Raw genomic sequence first — 16,934 nt, 5'->3', positions numbered from 1 at the left:
TCGATAATCTTCGATGCACTTTGCATGCCATTCATGCTTTATGATGAAATGATTTGAAATCAAGGAGAAATCAATGTCCCGCCAAGTGATCCATACTGAAAATGCCCCTGCTGCAATTGGTACTTATTCACAAGCCATTTTAGTAGACAACACATTATATCTTTCAGGGCAAATTGGCTTAGATCCATATAGCATGGAATTGGTTGAAGGCATTGAAGCACAAATTCGACGTGTTTTTGATAATTTAAAAGCAGTCTGTGAAGCTGCTGGCGGGTCTTTAGCAGATATTGCAAAGCTCAATATTTTTCTTACCGATTTATCCAATTTTCAATTGGTCAACCAGATCATGGGCGAATACTTTGCTCAACCTTATCCTGCACGTGCAGCTTTAGGTGTTGCCTCTTTACCTAAAAATGCATTGGTTGAAATGGATGGTATTGTGATTATTCCTCAATAATAGCAGCCAAAACTAATTGTTTGATTTTAAATAATTTAAAAAATAAAATTAAATACTACCGATCAGGTGGTATTTTTTTATTCAAAAAGCCAATAAAGATTAATGAGATTTCAAATGAATTTCATTGACAAATGATAACAATTATCAATAATATTAGATATCGCATTTAACCTTAGGGTTGAGTTTCATGTACGTTTGTTTATGTCGTGGTATTACAGATCAAGATATCAAAGATGCAATGGCAAATGGTGCAGAGAGCTACCGTGAAGTACGTGAATTATTAGACTTAGGCACGTGCTGTGGTCGCTGTGCTCCTGAAGCAAAAAGCATTATCAATGAAGAGCTATCGCTGATTGCAGCACGTATTTCTGTTGCCGCGTAGCTTTTAATTTAAAAATTCAAACATAAAAATAAGTTCAGATTTATAACGACAATAAATAAGTTTTTTAATGATCCCCAGATCATTCTCCTCCCCCGCTTCGACTCAAAGCGGGTTCGTTTTTTCAATCAATCTCTTTTAGCCAAAACGACATCCCTATTGTTTTTGATTGCGATTTTCATTTGCCGTTCCATAAACTACTCGTAACCCTGCAGAAAGTTGATTAATATAGAGCCATATCAAATTACCTTAATCATTAAATTTCAATGACTCAGTTTAAATTCACGTTAAGGTAAAAAATTAGAATGGAGTTTTAACCATATGCAAGGCAATCGAGACGTAATTAATCAGCTCAATCAAGTGCTTTATCATCATTTGACTGCGATTAACCAATACTTTTTACACTCGCGTATGTTTAATGATTGGGGAATCGAGAAACTTGGTTCGGCTGAATACAAAGAATCTATTCGCCAAATGAAGCACGCGGATAAGATCATTGAACGTATTCTTTTCTTAGAAGGCTTACCGAACCTTCAACATTTAGGCAAGCTATACATTGGCCAACATACAGTTGAAGTTTTAAACTGTGATGTACGTAAAGTAAAAGAAAACATTGATGCATTAAAAACAGCAGTTGCACTCGCAGAAAGCAACTTAGATTATGTGACTCGTGATCTTGTTCAAGAAATTCTTGAGAAAGAAGAAGAGTTTTGGGATTGGACAACCACCCAACTGGATCTAAGCGAAAGTGTTGGTATCGAAAATTATATTCAAAGCCGACTATAATTTTGAAAGATCACAAAAAATCCCCCTAATTGATTGGGGGATTTTTTATTGCATTTCAAAATGTGGCAATGCAAAAAGTACAGTCATCAAAATGCACTTTTATGAAATGGCATTATTTTCCCACAACAGAAACAGGTAATAGCTCCTGATATGATTTCTCTTGCCCATGCAGTGTCTTTAGAATCCATAATTGATGTTCAGCCTCAACTTTTTTACCATTAAAAGCCAAAACCTGTGCATATTTCTGAATATCATAGGCTGACGCTAAGTTCGCTACCATACGTCCCATATATTGCAACTGCTGATCCGACATTTTGCTATATGGATTAAAGCCAATCCACCAGACACGTTCTTTAAATTGCGTCAGCAACAAAATATCTTGATTCATCACTGCTTGCTGTGAAGCACTTAACGGTGTTTTCTTATTTACGAATATGCTTTGTTGGCGGTATAAAATATAGTCTCGATAAATCACGCCCACCAAGACCAAACCAATCACAATAATACTTACTGTAACCGAAGACTTTAAGTTGACTGTAGGCAAGCGAGGATATTGTGCTTGGATGATCCCCAATAAAAAACCTAAAGGAAGTAAGAAGTATGCATAGTGAATTGGGTATTCCAATAGAGCATGAATCAAAATGGCACAGACCATCAATCCCGCTGCAATTGAAACTGCATCTTTAATGCCTTTATTTAACCAATACAACCAACATGCCATATAAACAATAATCAATCCACCAATCGGGATACCACTCCAAATCAGCAAATCCAAAATCACGTTATGTGCAGTTTTATACCATTCATGTGATGGGTATAAATCAAAAGCGGCGATTTGTGCCATCCCCGTTTGGTTCCAGCCATAACCAAACCATGGCTTTTCTGAAATCGCGACTAGGGCTTGATTCCACATATCTAAACGGAGATAACCTGATGTTGCTCTCTCGACCACTGAATTTGCTTGTGCTACGTCTTGGGTTGATACAGATACAATCCACTGATTCAGCATCGGCAAGCATGTAATCAACGCAATAAACACACCACACCATGCGAGTAATTTTACAAACCCAAAGCGCTTAGTTTGACCGAATTGCTTGATCGTCAAATAAATCAATGTGAACAAACATACCACCCAAGCAGTTCGTGATTGAGTTAGTGCAATGGTCAATAGAAAAATAAAAGTGGATGGCCCAAGTATGTAATTTGGTAGTATTTTCTTTTCATAAAAATATAAACATGCAAATACCCCCATACACATAAACGTCGCCAGATTATTCGGCTGGGCAAAGTTTGCATATGGACGATTGCCATTGAGCTGATTCACCAAAGGTCTAAAATATTCGTTTACACCCAACCACTGGGTCATTGCAATAAAACTTGAAAGTACCGCACCCGTAAAAACCACAAGGCTAAATAGTTTAAAGACTTGTTCTCTTTGACCTTTTTCACCCACTGCCAAGCTATAACCAACAACCAGCATCAACCAAAACATCGCAATATAGGCTGTACAAAGCAATGCATTGCTTAAATACAGAATCTCACCAAAGCCCCATTGAATCAATGGGATTGCCAATACAGGCAATATAAGCAGTTGCGGTTTTGAAATTTTTAAATCTTTATTTAGAAAAGCACTAAGCAACACTAAAGCAGATAGAAAAGTCAAAGCTTCACTACCAAAGGTTGTCCAAGGCATTTTATGGATCGGTAAAAGCCAAGCAAATAAAAGCAATAAAGCTGAAAGAAGATAAGGGATGGCTTGCATAGGAAAAGTGAATAGAAAAACTGAGCCTATTATAACGTTTCTAACATTTTTTGTTTAAGGAATGATTGTACAGTTTGCGCCTTTATTCAAGTCACAACGGATATCGACTTTTGTTGAATTTTTACTTTTTGCTTCAATTATCAGATTTGTTGTTGTCTCGTTCCATGAAGATGCATCTGTAATTTTCACACATGCAGAATTATCAGCAACAGGAATAGCTTGCTCTTTATCAGGACTATTTAAAATCAAATACACCATATTTGTATAGGCATTTGCTTCAGCTAAACAGGCATTAATTTCGGATCTCTTAAGATACTTAATATATGTTGGAAAAGCAATTACAGTAAGAATACCAATAATTGCAACAACAATCATGACCTCGATCAGGGTAAACCCATTTGTTTTAAATTTCATAATCTATCTTTGTATAAAAAAACCAGCTTTAAAAGCTGGTTCTTTATTTTTATTTAATATTATGGAACTAATTCACATTTTCCACTTGAAGTTTTACAGTTAACACCCGAGCTAATCCCCTTTTTAATAGTTGCAGCAATATCTGTAGCATCATCAGCTGTTGGTGCAGTAATTGCACAATTAGCAGTATTAAAATCAGCTACAACAGGTTTAGGAGTTGCATCAGAAGTAGTTAAAGCTGTATCTGATACATATAAATTCCATTTTGCTGTGAAGTTCTGTGTAGCACCTAAACATTGGCTATCTACAGCACGTTTTGTATAGTTTTGATACGCAGGAATTGCAATCGCTGCAAGAATACCAATAATTGCAACAACGATCATTAATTCAATCAGGGTAAAACCTTTTTGAGCATTCATAACATTTCTCCAATGTTTTAAAAATTTTTATAGCTTTTAGAGCAATTTATATGGCTGTTCCTTTTTGTGGAAAAAATCAACAACCAATCGAGACTCTTTGATTTTAGAGAGAATGTAACCCTTTACAAGTTTTTTTTTGCCGCTTATATTTTTACGTAATTATACGTAAAAAAGTGACATTTATTGTCACCAAAAACCAGATTAATTCACAATGATTGGATGATTTGTTAACTCATTAACATTGGCAACCTGAGCATATTGCTTACCATAAAATAAATTTAAAATTTGACCAATTTCTACGACACCATTGGTGACTGCAGTTCGATAATTTTTGTTTTTTAACTCTGAAATCATCACATCGCAAATCTGTTGCCAGGTTTGTTGCGTTGTTGCTTGATAAATACCACGATCTATCACAATTTCTACTGTCTTCTCACACAAATTTAAATACAACAAAATGCCACTATTATATTCGGTATCCCACACACCCAATTCAGCAAATAATTGTTGTGCTCTGAGACGTGTATTTTGATGATATGCCTGATGACTTGGAATATGTCCCTCAATCACCACTTGTATTTCGCCGACATGACCTTGTTCGGCTTGCGTCACAGTTTGTGCAATGGCGTGTTGATCTTGCTTTGAAAAATAGCGTTTTGATGCAGGCATATATAAAACGTGTTTTAACCAACGTTTAAAGCTCGGTTGTACCTGCTCCTGTAACTTCGGTTCAGTCACAATTGTTGTTGTATCTGTTTTTGTTACCATGAGCCTGATGCTCCTCCACCGCCAAAACCACCACCGCCGCCACTATAGCCCCCCCCACCACCAAAACCGCCTCCTCCACCGCTTCCACCACGCCCACCACCTGATAGAAACATTTGGAAAATGAGTTGTGCCAATGATGTAATCAACAAGAAGAATATACCAAAACCCAAAACCAGACTCATCACAATCCCTGAGCCATAAATCAGACCTGCAACGGTTGCTGTCACACCCGCAACTGCCGCACTTAAACGATTACCGACAATAAATGATGCAAAGATACCTATCACCAAAATCACCATAGCAGTGGTTAAGGTTCGATCCTTGGCCTCTTGTTCTTGCAGTGCTTGGGTTTGCCGCGCTTTTAGCTCATCTGCGGCTTGTTTGGCAATTTCAGGGTCAAGATTTAAAATACGCTCAATCTCATTGACACCTGCCTGTAAACCCTGAGCATATTGCCCCTGTTTAAAATCAGGGGTGATTTGATTGCGTATAATTCGACTGACCAGAATGTCAGGAAGTACACCTTCTAAACCATAACCTGTTGCAATATGAATTTTTTGATCATTGACTGCGACTGCAATCAATAAACCATTGTCTTGTTTTGCTGAACCTAACTTCCATTGCTCAGCAACCCGCATTGCAAAATCAAAAATACCTTCTTGCCCCGTAGTTGGGACAATAATAATGCCGATTTGCGCTTTGCCTTGGCGATATATATCACGAATTTGTTGTTCTAAATTTTGCTTTTCAGCTGCAGATAAAACCTTAGCTTGATCAACGACAGGCTGATTCAGTGTGGGAATATTTCGAGTAGTTTCGCCCTCTGCCATATCATTGGCGACTGGGGGTACGTTTTGTACGGGACTTTGAGGGGCTTGTTGTGTAGTTGACGTTTGATTTACTTGATTTTGATTATCTGGTGGTTTTGAACCAATCACATTAGGTAAATTGGCATTGGGTACCACTTTGCCCAAAACAATCGCATCTTGTGCCTCTTGCTCATCTGTGGCTGTCGCAGTTTCAGCCCAGACACTTGATTGAACAGAAAGCATCAGTCCTAGAAATACAAATAATATTGTACTCATGTTTTTCATTACTGATTTTTCTCGCCATTCAATCATAGGTCACCTTTTATTTAATAATGAATATTCTTAGCCTATCTTTTTTCAGCATGCTTTAAAGACAGTGAAATGAAATCACATCATTAATTAAAATTAACTGTTGGCGCTTTAGATGCACCCGCTTCTGCACTAAAGTTTGGTTTGGCTTTCATACCAATCACTTTAGCAGTCATTGCTTGAGGGAATTGACGTACATAAGTGTTGTAATCTTGGACAGATTCTACATAACGTGTACGTGCAGTACTGATACGGTTTTCCGTACCTTCTAGTTGAACCTGTAGATCACGGAATTGTTCATTGGCTTTTAAATCTGGATAATTTTCTGTCACTGCTAAAAGACGAGATAATGCACCCGTCATTTGTGATTGTGCTTCTTGGTATTTTTTAAACAATTCAGGATCGTTCAATACTTCTTTATCTACTTTTAAACCTGCAACACTGGCACGCGCCTCAGTCACTTCAGTTAAAACTTTTTCTTCATGCGTTGCATAACCTTTGACGACATTGACCAGGTTAGGCACTAAATCTGCTCGACGTTGATATTGGTTTTCAACTTCTGACCATGCCGCATTTACTGACTCATCTTTGGCTTGCAAAGTGTTATAGCCACAACCTGAAAAAGCCAAAGTACTTGCCAATGTAAGTGCAACTAAACCTTTTTTCATTGAATTCATTGCCAATTCCTCAGAGATATTTATTTGTATTTGTTGATATCTCTGCATTCTATACAGTTTAAGGCAAAGTTTTGTTTAATTTCTGCTACCTAGCCAATGATCATACAATTAAATTTTTGAATGTTTGATAGATATTGACAAAAAATGCCTTAAAGCGAAACCATTTAGAATGTTGAAAATAATCTAAACGTGTCTCAATTAATTTCGGGTTGAGATAGCCGATATCTTAAGCGCGCCGATAAAGCAAATCTACTGTTTTATCCGCCAAGTTATAATTCAGCATTTCAATATTGGCCATATTAAATATAATTTGCGCAGTGATTGGATCACGATCTACAAACCTTAACCGTTGATCCATTTGAATTTGGCTATCAAATAAGATTCTATTTAAATCATAATGTTGTTTTTGAAATTGTACAGTTTTAACCTTTGCCTTTGGTTCGGCTGCTTGACCAAAATCCAACCCTAAAACATCGTGATGTTGAATCCATGTAGAATCTTTTTGTTGTTGGATTTTCGCATCTAAAATTTTAACATGAATCCATTCACTGCCCTGATGAAGATTTGGATCACGTTGCATACCCTGTTCAATCCAATATTTTGCTTTTTCAGACTGCCCAGCCAGTTCATATGCTGTCCCTAAGTTCGCAGCGGTTTTAGCAAGATTTGGATGGGTTTTTTCAATTTGTTTAAATATTTGAATCACTTGATCGTATTGATGTGCATAAATCAGCAAAATACCATAATCATTTAAATCCTCAACAGATTTGGTTTTAGGTAAATGACCTTGTGCCAATTGCTTTTGAGCAGTTTTTTGATCTAATCCGCCATAACCCAACTCAAAAGCATAAGTATTGATACAAGCATGGGCTGTAACAGAGATCACGGACAACCCAATCACAGGGATATAAAATTTTAGCTTCATCTTATTATTCTCAATTGAATTATTTAAAAAAAATTAACTTAGAATTTAAACATACTTTAGATGTATAAAAAGACATAAAAAAGCCACCCTAAGGTGGCTTCTTAATTTTAATTACTTTTATTCTTCGTCTTTTTGCTCAGGTAAATCTTTCACTGCTTCTGCGATTAAACCAAACATATAGTTACCATAGGCATTGGTTTTATCATAATGAAAGCGCAAACGCGGAGTTATACGCGTTTTAATACGACGACCTAATTCGTGGCGTAAAAAACCAGATGCTTTATTTAAAACATCTAAAGTTTCTTTATTTGCCGCTTCACTTTGCTCATCGCCAAGTTCACGCCCCATCACGGTAACATAAACTTCCGCATAACCTAGATCTGGACTGACTTTCACTGCAGAGATGGTCACTAGACCACCTAAGCGTGGATCTTTCAGCTCTTGGCGAATCAGTTCTGACAACTCACGTTGTACTGTATCTGCCATACGCTTAAGACGTTGACTACCCGCCATTAAAGACTCCGTTTAATCAACTGAACATCATACACTTCGATTTTATCAAGTGCTTTGATGTCTTTATAACCTTTCACGGCAAGACCACATTCCATACCAGCACGAACTTCTTCAACCACTTCTTTATAGCGACGAAGAGACTCAAGCTCACCTTGGAATACCACAACATCATCACGTAGTACACGGATTGGTTTATTACGATGTAATACACCTTCGAGTACCATACAACCTGCAGCAGCACCAAACTTACTTGAGTGGAATACTTCACGAACTTCCGCAACACCTAGAATTGTTTCACGGTGTTCAGGAGCAAGTTTTCCGCTCATTGCTGCTTTCACATCATCAATAAGTTGATAGATGATTGAGTAGTAACGAATGTCGATACCATCTGCATCTGCTTTTTGACGCGCGGTATTATCTGCACGTACGTTAAAGCCAAGAAGTACCGCTTCTGAAGATTCAGCAAGGGTCACATCAGACTCAGTGATTGCACCCACGCCTGAACCAATGACACGTACTTTAACTTCGTCAGTTGCAAGATCAGCAAGTGCAACATGTAACGCTTCCAAGGTACCACGTACATCAGTTTTAAGAACAACATTTACAATCGGCACATCTTTTTTGCCCATTGATGCCATGATGTTCTCAAGACGCATCGCGCTTTGACGTTCAAGACGTTTTTGACGCTCACGATCCATACGCGCATCGGCAACTTCACGTGCTTTTTTCTCGTCATTAACAACAAGAACTTCATCACCCGCCATTGGCGCTTCTGGAAGACCTAAAATTTCAACTGGAATTGAAGGACCTGCAGATTGAATACGTTGACCATTCTCATCGGTCATCGCACGAACACGGCCGTAAGATGCACCTGCAAGAACCAAGTCACCTACTTTCAGTGTACCGTTTTGAACAAGGATAGACGTTACCGCACCACGGCTATTGTCTACACGTGCTTCAATTACAACACCTTGAGCAGCACCTTCTTCAGACGCTTTCAACTCTAACATTTCAGCTTGAATTGAAATCAAATCTAGAAGTTCGTCGATACCTTGACCAGAATGCGCTGAAACCATTGCAACCGGTACATCACCGCCCCATTGTTCAGGCACGATTTCTTTGGTTGTCAATTCATTTAATACGCGATCTGGATCAGCTGATTCTTTATCCATTTTATTGATTGCAACAATAATTGGAGTACCCGCAGCACGCGCATGGTCAATTGCTTCCGCAGTTTGTGGCATTACACCATCATCCGCTGCAACAACAAGTACCACGATATCAGTCGCTTTAGCACCACGTGAACGCATTGCAGTAAATGCAGCATGTCCAGGCGTATCAAGGAAAGTAATAATTCCTTTATCCGTTTTAACGTGATAAGCACCAATATGCTGTGTAATCCCGCCCGCTTCGCCTTGTGCAACTTTGGCACGACGAATACGATCAAGTAACGATGTCTTACCATGGTCAACGTGACCCATGATCGTTACAACTGGCGCACGTGTTGTTTGTGCACCACGCGCTTCTTCTGCTGCTTCAAGTAGGTTATCTTCAGCTTGTGTATCAGATACACGTACTGGGTTGTGACCCATTTCTTCAACAATCAATGCTGCAATTTCTTGCTCAATGGCTTGGTTCTGAGTAACAAGCTCACCCATTTTCATGAGTGATTTAATCACTTCACGAACTTTAACTGCCATTTTTGCTGCAAGATCTGCAACAACAATAGTTTCACCAATTTCAACGTCATAAACTTGCTTTTTAACTGGTTTTTCAAAACCATGTTTATTGGCTTGACTGGTTTTTAAACCACGTTTATGCGGATTATGGCTGAAAGATTGCTCTTCCTGACCACGACGACCACCTTTTTTAGGAGAACGTGTATTTGCAGTATTGGTACCACGTTTGATTTCACGGTCTTCTTTTGCAAATGAATCTTCATATGCTTGACCAACCAAACCAGCAGCCAACGGCGAATCATCAACTACACGAATCGTTGTCGTTGTTTCATCAGAAGAATACTTAGACGCCATTTGACGCATTTGCTCAAGCGTACGTTGTTGAGCTTCTTCTGCTGACTTACGACGAGCTGCTTCTTCAGTCGCTTTCAGTTGTGCTGCTTGAGCTTCACGTGCACGTTTCTGCTCAGGAGTTTCAATGGTTTTTACGGTTGCTTTGGTAATCGGCTTATTGGTCGATTTACGCTTTACAACAACAGCTGCTTTTGGTGTTTCTTTTGCAGCTGTTTGCTGTTTTGCAGCAGCACGCATTTTTTCTAAATTTGCTTTCGCTGAACTTTCAGTTTTTTCAACTCCACTCACTACAGTATTTTGCTGTACTTTTTGAGTTGATGTCACTTGAGCATTTGCTTGAGCTTTCGCCAAAGCTTCCGCTTTGATTTGTTCAGGGTCTGGCTTAGTAAACGTATGTTTCTTACGAACTTCTACGTTAATTGTCTTCGCTTTACCTGAAGTACTCGCAACTTTAGCTGTACTTGTCGTTTTACGTTTCAACGTGATTTGTCCTGCTTGTCCCGTATCTTGACCATGCGCTTTTTTCAAATGGTTCACGAGAACATCTTGCTGTTCAGTAGAAATTTTATCTTCAGCCTGTTTTTGTGGCAATCCAGCTTCACGCACCTGATCAAGGAGCTTTGCAACAGGAAGTCCTACGCTGACCGCTAACTCTTGAATTGACTTATCCGTCATGTATTACCTCCTAGTTAAACCATGATTCACGTGCTTTCATAATCAATTGACCTGCTTTCTCAGCGCCTAAACCGTCGATATCAGAGATATCATCCGTTGCTTGGTCAGCTAAGTCATCGATTGTTACCACACCACGTGCTGCTAAAGCATGCGCAATTTCAGAAGACATTCCTTCCATCGCAACAAGTTCTGGACTTGGGTCCTGAATATCTTCTTGTTGCTTTAACGCATCAGCTAAAGCTGCTTCTTTTGCACGACTTTGTAGCAATTCAACTGTATCTGCATCTAATTCGATTTCATCGAAAGTTTCCGCAGGAACATAAGCGATTTCCTCGAGTGAGGTAAAGCCCATTTCTACTAAAGCCATTGCAAGATCTTCTTCAATATCAAGACGTGTTACAAACATGTCTAAATACTGTTGAGCTTCATTTTGTTGACGAGCCCGGTACTCATCTTCAAGCATCATATCTAATTTATAGCCCGTAAGCTCTGATGCCAAACGGACGTTTTGACCTTGTGAACCAATTGCTCGCGCAAGTTGATCACTGGTTGCAAAAATAATGTCTGCTGTACGTGCATCTTCATCAATCACAATCCCAGATACATCCGCAGGCTCTAAGGCACTGGCGATATATTGAGCAGGATCATCAGACCACACCACAACATCGATACGTTCACCATTTAACTCAGACTGTACCGCTTGGATACGTGTACCACGCATACCAATACACGCACCGACTGGATCAATACGATGATCGTTGGTTTTAACCGCAATTTTTGCACGTACACCTGGTTGACGTGCTGCTGCTTTAATTTCAATGATTTCTTCAGAAATTTCAGGAATTTCTTTTTTCATTAATGCAATCAGCATTTCAGGTTTAGCACGTGACAACAAGAGTTGTGCACCACGACCTTCACGGTTCACATTGTAAAGAATTGCATTCATACGCTGTTTAGGACGAAGAATTTCTTTAGGAATCATTTCTTCACGCGCTAAATACGCTTCTGCGTTATCACCTAAGTCAATAATGAAGCCATCTTTGGTTTGTTTTTTCACTTCACCATAGATCAATTCACCGACTTTAGCTTCATAAGCATCCGCCACTAAAGCACGTTCAGCTTCGCGAATTTTTTGCACAATGACTTGTTTAGCAATCTGCGCTGCAATACGACCAAAATCAATTGATGGTACTTCTAACTCACGGATATCACCAATTGACCATTGAGCAGGATCAACATCAGAAATCGCATCTTGACATGCTGGCATTTCATGATCTTCATCAGCAACAACTTCCCATTGACGGAAAGTGCTGTAATCACCTGTTTTACGGTCAATTTCTACACGTAACTGAGCTTCTTCCGAATTCGTTCCTTCGTAGAATTTCTTTTTCGTCGCTGCAACTAAAGCCTGTTCAAGCGCTTCAAAAATTGCTTCACGACTTACACCTTTCTCATTACTAACCGTTTCAACGACGGTGAGAATTTCACGAGCCATAAGTCACCTATTTATTCAGATTTCTATTTCTGGATTAATCCTGAAAGATCAAATTCGCTTTGTCTATATTGTTGCTATCGATCTCAAGTACTTGCTGGTTTTCAACTTCGACTTGAATGAATTCATTTTCTAAATCTACAGCAATTAATTTTGCTTGGAATTTACGGCGATTTTCAACTGCAGCAATCAAACGCAATGCAACTTGTTGTCCGATGTATTTTTCTAACTGTGCCAACTGGAAGAATGGCCGATCCCAACCTGGTGATGATACTTCTAAAGCATATTCACCTGAAATTGGATCATGTACATCTAATATTGCACCGACTTGCTGAGTCACACGTACACAATCTTGTACGCCAATACCACGACCCAATTCTGCTTCACCATCTTCATTGATTGTTGGTTCAGCATTTTCCACAACGTCTTTGTCGATATAAATACGCAATAAAGAACGCTTACCTTGAGGAATAAATTCGATTCCCCAAAGTTCTACATCACAAGCTTGCACTGCAGGAGTGATTAAATCTTGAAGTGCTTGAGTTTTATTTGATAGCTTCATTTACTCTCGTCATATTTGTGCGATTCAATCGCTCATCGGACTAATTCAAACTTACTATAGTGAAGCATGTCTTTTTGACCAATTGATGTCCACACTACACGATAGCCAATAAAAAAGGGCGTAATCGCCCCTATTATCGCACAGTAAACCGAAGTTCACTATGCAAAAAAGACCCACCTATCTGTGAGCCCTTTTAGAAACTTGGTAGCGGGAGCTGGATTTGAACCAACGACCTTCGGGTTATGAGCCCGACGAGCTACCAGACTGCTCCATCCCGCATCAGCGTTGCAAAATTATACACAAGAAATTTATTTTTTTCAATCTATCATTAACTGATACATTGAATTTCTTGCTTGATTAAGTTGCACCTTAATCAAAATGGTAGCGGGAGCTGGATTTGAACCAACGACCTTCGGGTTATGAGCCCGACGAGCTACCAGACTGCTCCATCCCGCAACAACACTGCAAATTCACACATCAGCTAAATTTTTCAACTTAAATGACCTTTAATTAAGTTGCATCTTAATTAAATTGGTAGCGGGAGCTGGATTTGAACCAACGACCTTCGGGTTATGAGCCCGACGAGCTACCAGACTGCTCCATCCCGCATCAATGTTTTTTCAGCTGCTAACACCAACAATCTGGTTCATTGTTGGTGCGGAAGGGGGGACTTGAACCCCCACGCCCGAAAGCACTACCACCTCAAGGTAGCGTGTCTACCAATTCCACCACCACCGCAGCTGTGACGCATTCTAGTCGCATCATTCAGAAAAAGAAAGAACTAAATGGCATTATTCGCCAGTTTTTGGTGCAGTTGGTGAAGTTTCACCCGTATTGGCTGGTGCAGCTGGTACCGTTTGAGAGCTGGTCTGTACAGATTTTAAACCATACGCATCTGAAGTTTGTTTTTTAGCAAACACCGCCAAACTTAAACTGGTGATAAAAAACAAAGCCGTGAGAATCGCAGTTAAACGAGTTAAAAAGCTTGCAGAACCTGAAGCACCAAATACTGTTGCAGCACCACCGCCACCAAATGATGCACCTGCATCTGCACCCTTACCATGTTGAACGAGGATAAGCCCGATCATCAAAACGGCCAAGATGATATGTACAACCAGCACAAATGTATGCATGCTGAACTCCTATTCTTCTGTTTTAGCAAATGCTTGAGCAATTTTATAAAATGACTCAGCATTAAGTGATGCACCACCAACCAGCGCACCGTTGATATCTGGACAAGCAGCTAACTCTACTGCATTTTCAGGTTTGACACTACCGCCATACAAAATCGCGGTATGTTGAGCTTGGGCCGTAATTTGAGTTAAACCTTCACGAATTTTTGCATGCATTGTCTGGGCATCTTGTGGAGAGGCTGTTTTACCTGTTCCAATCGCCCAAATCGGTTCATAGGCAATCACAATATTGTGCCATTGCTCTGCTTTTACAACTGCTGCGAGATCACAAATTTGTTGTAAGACCACTTGCTCTGCTTGCCCTGCTTCACGTTGTTCTAAGCTTTCACCTACACAATAAATCACTTGAAGCCCAGCATTTAAAGCATTTGATAATTTCGCTTTAATTTTTGCAACATCATCGCCAAAAATTTCTCGACGTTCTGAGTGCCCAATCAACACATAATCAATCTGGCTGTCTTTGAGTAGTTCAGCACTGACTTCGCCGGTATAAGCGCCTGTGCCTTCCATTTGAGAAAGATCTTGTGCGACAACTTTGACTGGTGAATCTGCATCTTTAAGTAATTTTTGCACAGACAGTAATGCAATAGAAATAGGCGCAACACCAATATGACATTGTTGTTCTGTAATCGGTGATTGTTGTAAATACTGATTTAAATCTTGAATGAGCTGTTGCGAATTCGCTTGCATTGGGTTCATTTTCCAATTGCCGACAACCCAAGGAGTAATAGTCGAACCCGACATACATCTAACCTTTTATCGAAAATGTGCACATTCTACACGGAATTTATATTTTTAAAGTATTTTTTCTTTATCAATTCAGTCATCTCATTTAAAGTCATGCTTTAATAATAAGGAATGAAACATAAATCATTTCAAAGATAATGTTAAAAAGCCTGATTGGCTCAAGTTATTTTCAAATATGTTTCTATAAAAAATACGTTTAATTCTAGATATTTCTAAGGATCATCGTATAATTTTCGTATTCAAATTATAAAATGAAATTTAATGTGTTTTGGGGATGTCTATGCAAAATGGTTCACCTAAGTTTTCGGGGTATATCCGTCGCTTAGTCGACGAAGGTTTTTTATCTGCCCAGCAAATGAAAGATGCGCTCAGTAACGCTCAAAAAAATAAAGTGAGTATTGTTGCTTATCTCAGTGAAAAACTAAATATAACGCCACTAATCATTGCTGAAATGATCTCCCAAGAATTTGGAGAGCCCATTTTTGATTTGGACAGCTTTAATCCTGAAATGCTGCCCAAGGATCTTATTGATCCAAATTTAGTTAGCAAACATAAAGTGATTCCATTGGTGCAACGCGGCAATATTTTATATGTCGCCACCAGTGATCCAACCAATATAGAAGCGCTGGATGCCATTCGTTTTAACTGCGGTTTGAATATTGAACCGATCATTGTTGAACATCATAAATTAGAAAAATATTTAGAAAAGCACTTTACGGTAGAGGAAAGCTTTAATTTTGGTGATGAAGATTTTGACGTTGATGTCATTGCCACTGATGACACACCGCCATCAGAAGATGATGAGCAAACCTCTGAAGAAGAAGCACCTATTGTTAAATATATCAATAAACTCTTAGTCGATGCAATTCGTATGGGTGCATCAGATCTACATTTTGAACCTTATGAAAAAAGTTATCGGGTGCGTTATCGTGTAGATGGTGTACTAAGAACCATTACCAATCCCCCTTTACAACTGGCAAGTCGTTTAGCCTCACGCTTAAAAGTGATGTCTAGAATGGATATTTCTGAAAAGCGTGTTCCACAAGATGGTCGTATTAAGTTAAAACTCTCAAAAACCAAAGCCATTGATTTTCGTGTGAACTCATTACCGACATTATTTGGCGAAAAATTGGTACTGCGTATTCTTGATCCTTCCAGTGCCATGTTGGGTATTGATGCATTGGGTTATGAAGAAAAGCAAAAAGCACTATTTATGGAAGCCTTAGAAAAACCTCAAGGCATGTTACTGATTACAGGACCCACGGGTTCAGGTAAAACTGTTTCTCTCTATACGGGCTTAAATATCCTCAATACAGAAAGTTCAAATATTTCCACAGCCGAAGATCCAGTCGAAATTAACTTGGAAGGGATCAATCAAGTCAATGTCAATCTTAAAGCAGGCCTCACATTTTCTGTGGCACTAAAATCATTCCTACGTCAAGATCCTGACATTATCATGGTCGGTGAGATTCGAGACCTTGAAACTGCTGAAATTGCGATTAAGGCTGCTCAAACGGGTCATATGGTGATGTCTACCCTACATACCAACAGCGCACCTGAAACATTAACCCGTTTACGTAATATGGGTGTGCCTTCATTTAACATTGCCACCTCAGTCAATCTTGTGATTGCACAACGATTGGCAAGACGTTTATGTAATCATTGTAAAGCACCTGTTGAAATCCCTAGACAGAGTCTGTTAGAAATGGGCTTTACTGAACAAGATTTAAGTAACCCCGATTTACAAATTTTTCAACCTGTGGGCTGTAGTGAATGCCGTGAAGGCTATAAAGGTCGAGTCGGGATCTATGAAGTGATGAAAGTAACACCTGAAATTTCAAAAATTATCATGGAAGATGGCAATGCACTTCAAATTGCAGCGGCGTCTGAAAAATTGGGGTTTGATAATCTAAGACGTTCAGGTTTAATTAAGGTCATCAATGGCTTAACTTCTTTACAAGAAATTAACCGTGTGACCAGCGAATAAATATAATCAATATTCAAGGAAATTATG

At 39.1% G+C, this 16,934-nt stretch carries 17 protein-coding genes and 4 tRNA genes; 4 read left to right on the top strand and 17 right to left on the bottom strand.

Annotation, left to right across the window (positions count from 1 at the left end; all coding sequences use genetic code 11):
* The first annotated feature begins 73 nt into the window (after positions 1 to 73).
* The 3 genes from ACZ5QH_RS01685 (at position 74) to bfr (ending at position 1,622) form a co-directional block, all read left to right on the top strand.
* A complete protein-coding gene (locus ACZ5QH_RS01685; RefSeq protein ID WP_004718306.1) occupies positions 74 to 457 on the top strand; it encodes a RidA family protein in 384 nt (127 codons plus the stop codon).
* 187 nt (positions 458 to 644) lie between these two features.
* Positions 645 to 839, top strand: coding sequence for a bacterioferritin-associated ferredoxin (locus tag ACZ5QH_RS01680; protein WP_004718308.1), 195 nt, complete (start codon positions 645 to 647; stop codon positions 837 to 839).
* 318 nt (positions 840 to 1,157) lie between these two features.
* On the top strand, positions 1,158 to 1,622 hold the full coding sequence (gene bfr / locus ACZ5QH_RS01675; protein ID WP_303577648.1) for a heteropolymeric bacterioferritin subunit Bfr: 465 nt from the start codon (positions 1,158 to 1,160) through the stop codon (positions 1,620 to 1,622).
* Between the two features lie 112 nt (positions 1,623 to 1,734).
* On the opposite strand, the gene ACZ5QH_RS01670 is transcribed toward bfr, so the two are convergent.
* The 17 genes from ACZ5QH_RS01670 to tpiA all read right to left on the bottom strand — a co-directional run bounded on the left by ACZ5QH_RS01670 (position 1,735) and on the right by tpiA (position 14,917).
* Positions 1,735 to 3,384, bottom strand: a complete 1,650-nt coding sequence (locus ACZ5QH_RS01670; protein ID WP_303577647.1) for an O-antigen ligase family protein — start codon at positions 3,382 to 3,384, stop codon at positions 1,735 to 1,737.
* 54 nt (positions 3,385 to 3,438) lie between these two features.
* Entirely contained in the window at positions 3,439 to 3,798 is a 360-nt protein-coding gene (locus tag ACZ5QH_RS01665; protein WP_303577646.1) for a pilin, read from the bottom strand.
* Between the two features lie 59 nt (positions 3,799 to 3,857).
* On the bottom strand, positions 3,858 to 4,217 hold the full coding sequence (locus ACZ5QH_RS01660; RefSeq protein ID WP_303577645.1) for a prepilin-type N-terminal cleavage/methylation domain-containing protein: 360 nt from the start codon (positions 4,215 to 4,217) through the stop codon (positions 3,858 to 3,860).
* Positions 4,218 to 4,418: 201 nt separating this feature from the next.
* Positions 4,419 to 4,985, bottom strand: coding sequence for a TPM domain-containing protein (locus ACZ5QH_RS01655; protein WP_303577644.1), 567 nt, complete (start codon positions 4,983 to 4,985; stop codon positions 4,419 to 4,421).
* Positions 4,979 to 6,106 carry a TPM domain-containing protein gene (locus tag ACZ5QH_RS01650; RefSeq protein WP_303577643.1) on the bottom strand — a complete coding sequence of 376 codons (1,128 nt, stop codon included), beginning with the start codon at positions 6,104 to 6,106 and terminating at the stop codon, positions 4,979 to 4,981. The genes ACZ5QH_RS01655 and ACZ5QH_RS01650 overlap by 7 nt, the downstream gene beginning before the upstream one ends.
* Before the next feature lie 83 nt (positions 6,107 to 6,189).
* Positions 6,190 to 6,780, bottom strand: a complete 591-nt coding sequence (locus tag ACZ5QH_RS01645; protein WP_303577642.1) for a LemA family protein — start codon at positions 6,778 to 6,780, stop codon at positions 6,190 to 6,192.
* Positions 6,781 to 7,006: 226 nt separating this feature from the next.
* A complete protein-coding gene (locus ACZ5QH_RS01640; RefSeq protein ID WP_303577641.1) occupies positions 7,007 to 7,705 on the bottom strand; it encodes a tetratricopeptide repeat protein in 699 nt (232 codons plus the stop codon).
* Positions 7,706 to 7,822: 117 nt separating this feature from the next.
* Positions 7,823 to 8,218 (bottom strand): ribosome-binding factor A, encoded by a 396-nt coding sequence (locus ACZ5QH_RS01635; RefSeq protein WP_151802277.1) that lies wholly within the window; start codon positions 8,216 to 8,218, stop codon positions 7,823 to 7,825.
* A complete protein-coding gene (gene infB, locus ACZ5QH_RS01630) occupies positions 8,218 to 10,926 on the bottom strand; it encodes a translation initiation factor IF-2 (protein ID WP_004718332.1) in 2,709 nt (902 codons plus the stop codon). The genes ACZ5QH_RS01635 and infB overlap by 1 nt, the downstream gene beginning before the upstream one ends.
* 10 nt (positions 10,927 to 10,936) lie before the next feature.
* The gene (nusA, locus tag ACZ5QH_RS01625) at positions 10,937 to 12,421 is read right to left on the bottom strand and encodes a transcription termination factor NusA (protein WP_303577640.1); all 1,485 of its coding nucleotides are present in this window, start codon (positions 12,419 to 12,421) and stop codon (positions 10,937 to 10,939) included.
* Positions 12,422 to 12,455: 34 nt separating this feature from the next.
* Positions 12,456 to 12,980, bottom strand: coding sequence for a ribosome maturation factor RimP (gene rimP, locus ACZ5QH_RS01620; protein ID WP_004818614.1), 525 nt, complete (start codon positions 12,978 to 12,980; stop codon positions 12,456 to 12,458).
* A gap of 202 nt (positions 12,981 to 13,182) precedes the next feature.
* Positions 13,183 to 13,259 (bottom strand) — tRNA-Met (locus ACZ5QH_RS01615).
* A 100-nt stretch (positions 13,260 to 13,359) separates the two neighbouring features.
* Positions 13,360 to 13,436 (bottom strand) — tRNA-Met (locus ACZ5QH_RS01610).
* Positions 13,437 to 13,512: 76 nt separating this feature from the next.
* A tRNA-Met gene (locus ACZ5QH_RS01605) sits at positions 13,513 to 13,589 on the bottom strand.
* 44 nt (positions 13,590 to 13,633) lie between these two features.
* Positions 13,634 to 13,718 (bottom strand) — tRNA-Leu (locus tag ACZ5QH_RS01600).
* Between the two features lie 53 nt (positions 13,719 to 13,771).
* Positions 13,772 to 14,113: a preprotein translocase subunit SecG gene (gene secG, locus ACZ5QH_RS01595; RefSeq protein WP_303577770.1), complete on the bottom strand. Its 342-nt coding sequence runs from the start codon at positions 14,111 to 14,113 to the stop codon at positions 13,772 to 13,774.
* A gap of 9 nt (positions 14,114 to 14,122) precedes the next feature.
* Entirely contained in the window at positions 14,123 to 14,917 is a 795-nt protein-coding gene (gene tpiA / locus ACZ5QH_RS01590) for a triose-phosphate isomerase (protein WP_303577771.1), read from the bottom strand.
* Positions 14,918 to 15,194: 277 nt separating this feature from the next.
* Here tpiA and pilB point away from each other — a divergent pair, with 277 nt between their 5' ends.
* Positions 15,195 to 16,907 (top strand): type IV-A pilus assembly ATPase PilB, encoded by a 1,713-nt coding sequence (pilB, locus tag ACZ5QH_RS01585; RefSeq protein WP_303577772.1) that lies wholly within the window; start codon positions 15,195 to 15,197, stop codon positions 16,905 to 16,907.
* Positions 16,908 to 16,934: the final 27 nt, after the last annotated feature.

It is taken from the genome of Acinetobacter sp. Ac8, from assembly GCF_055392545.1.
This window is presented reverse-complemented; position numbering and strand designations above follow the sequence as displayed.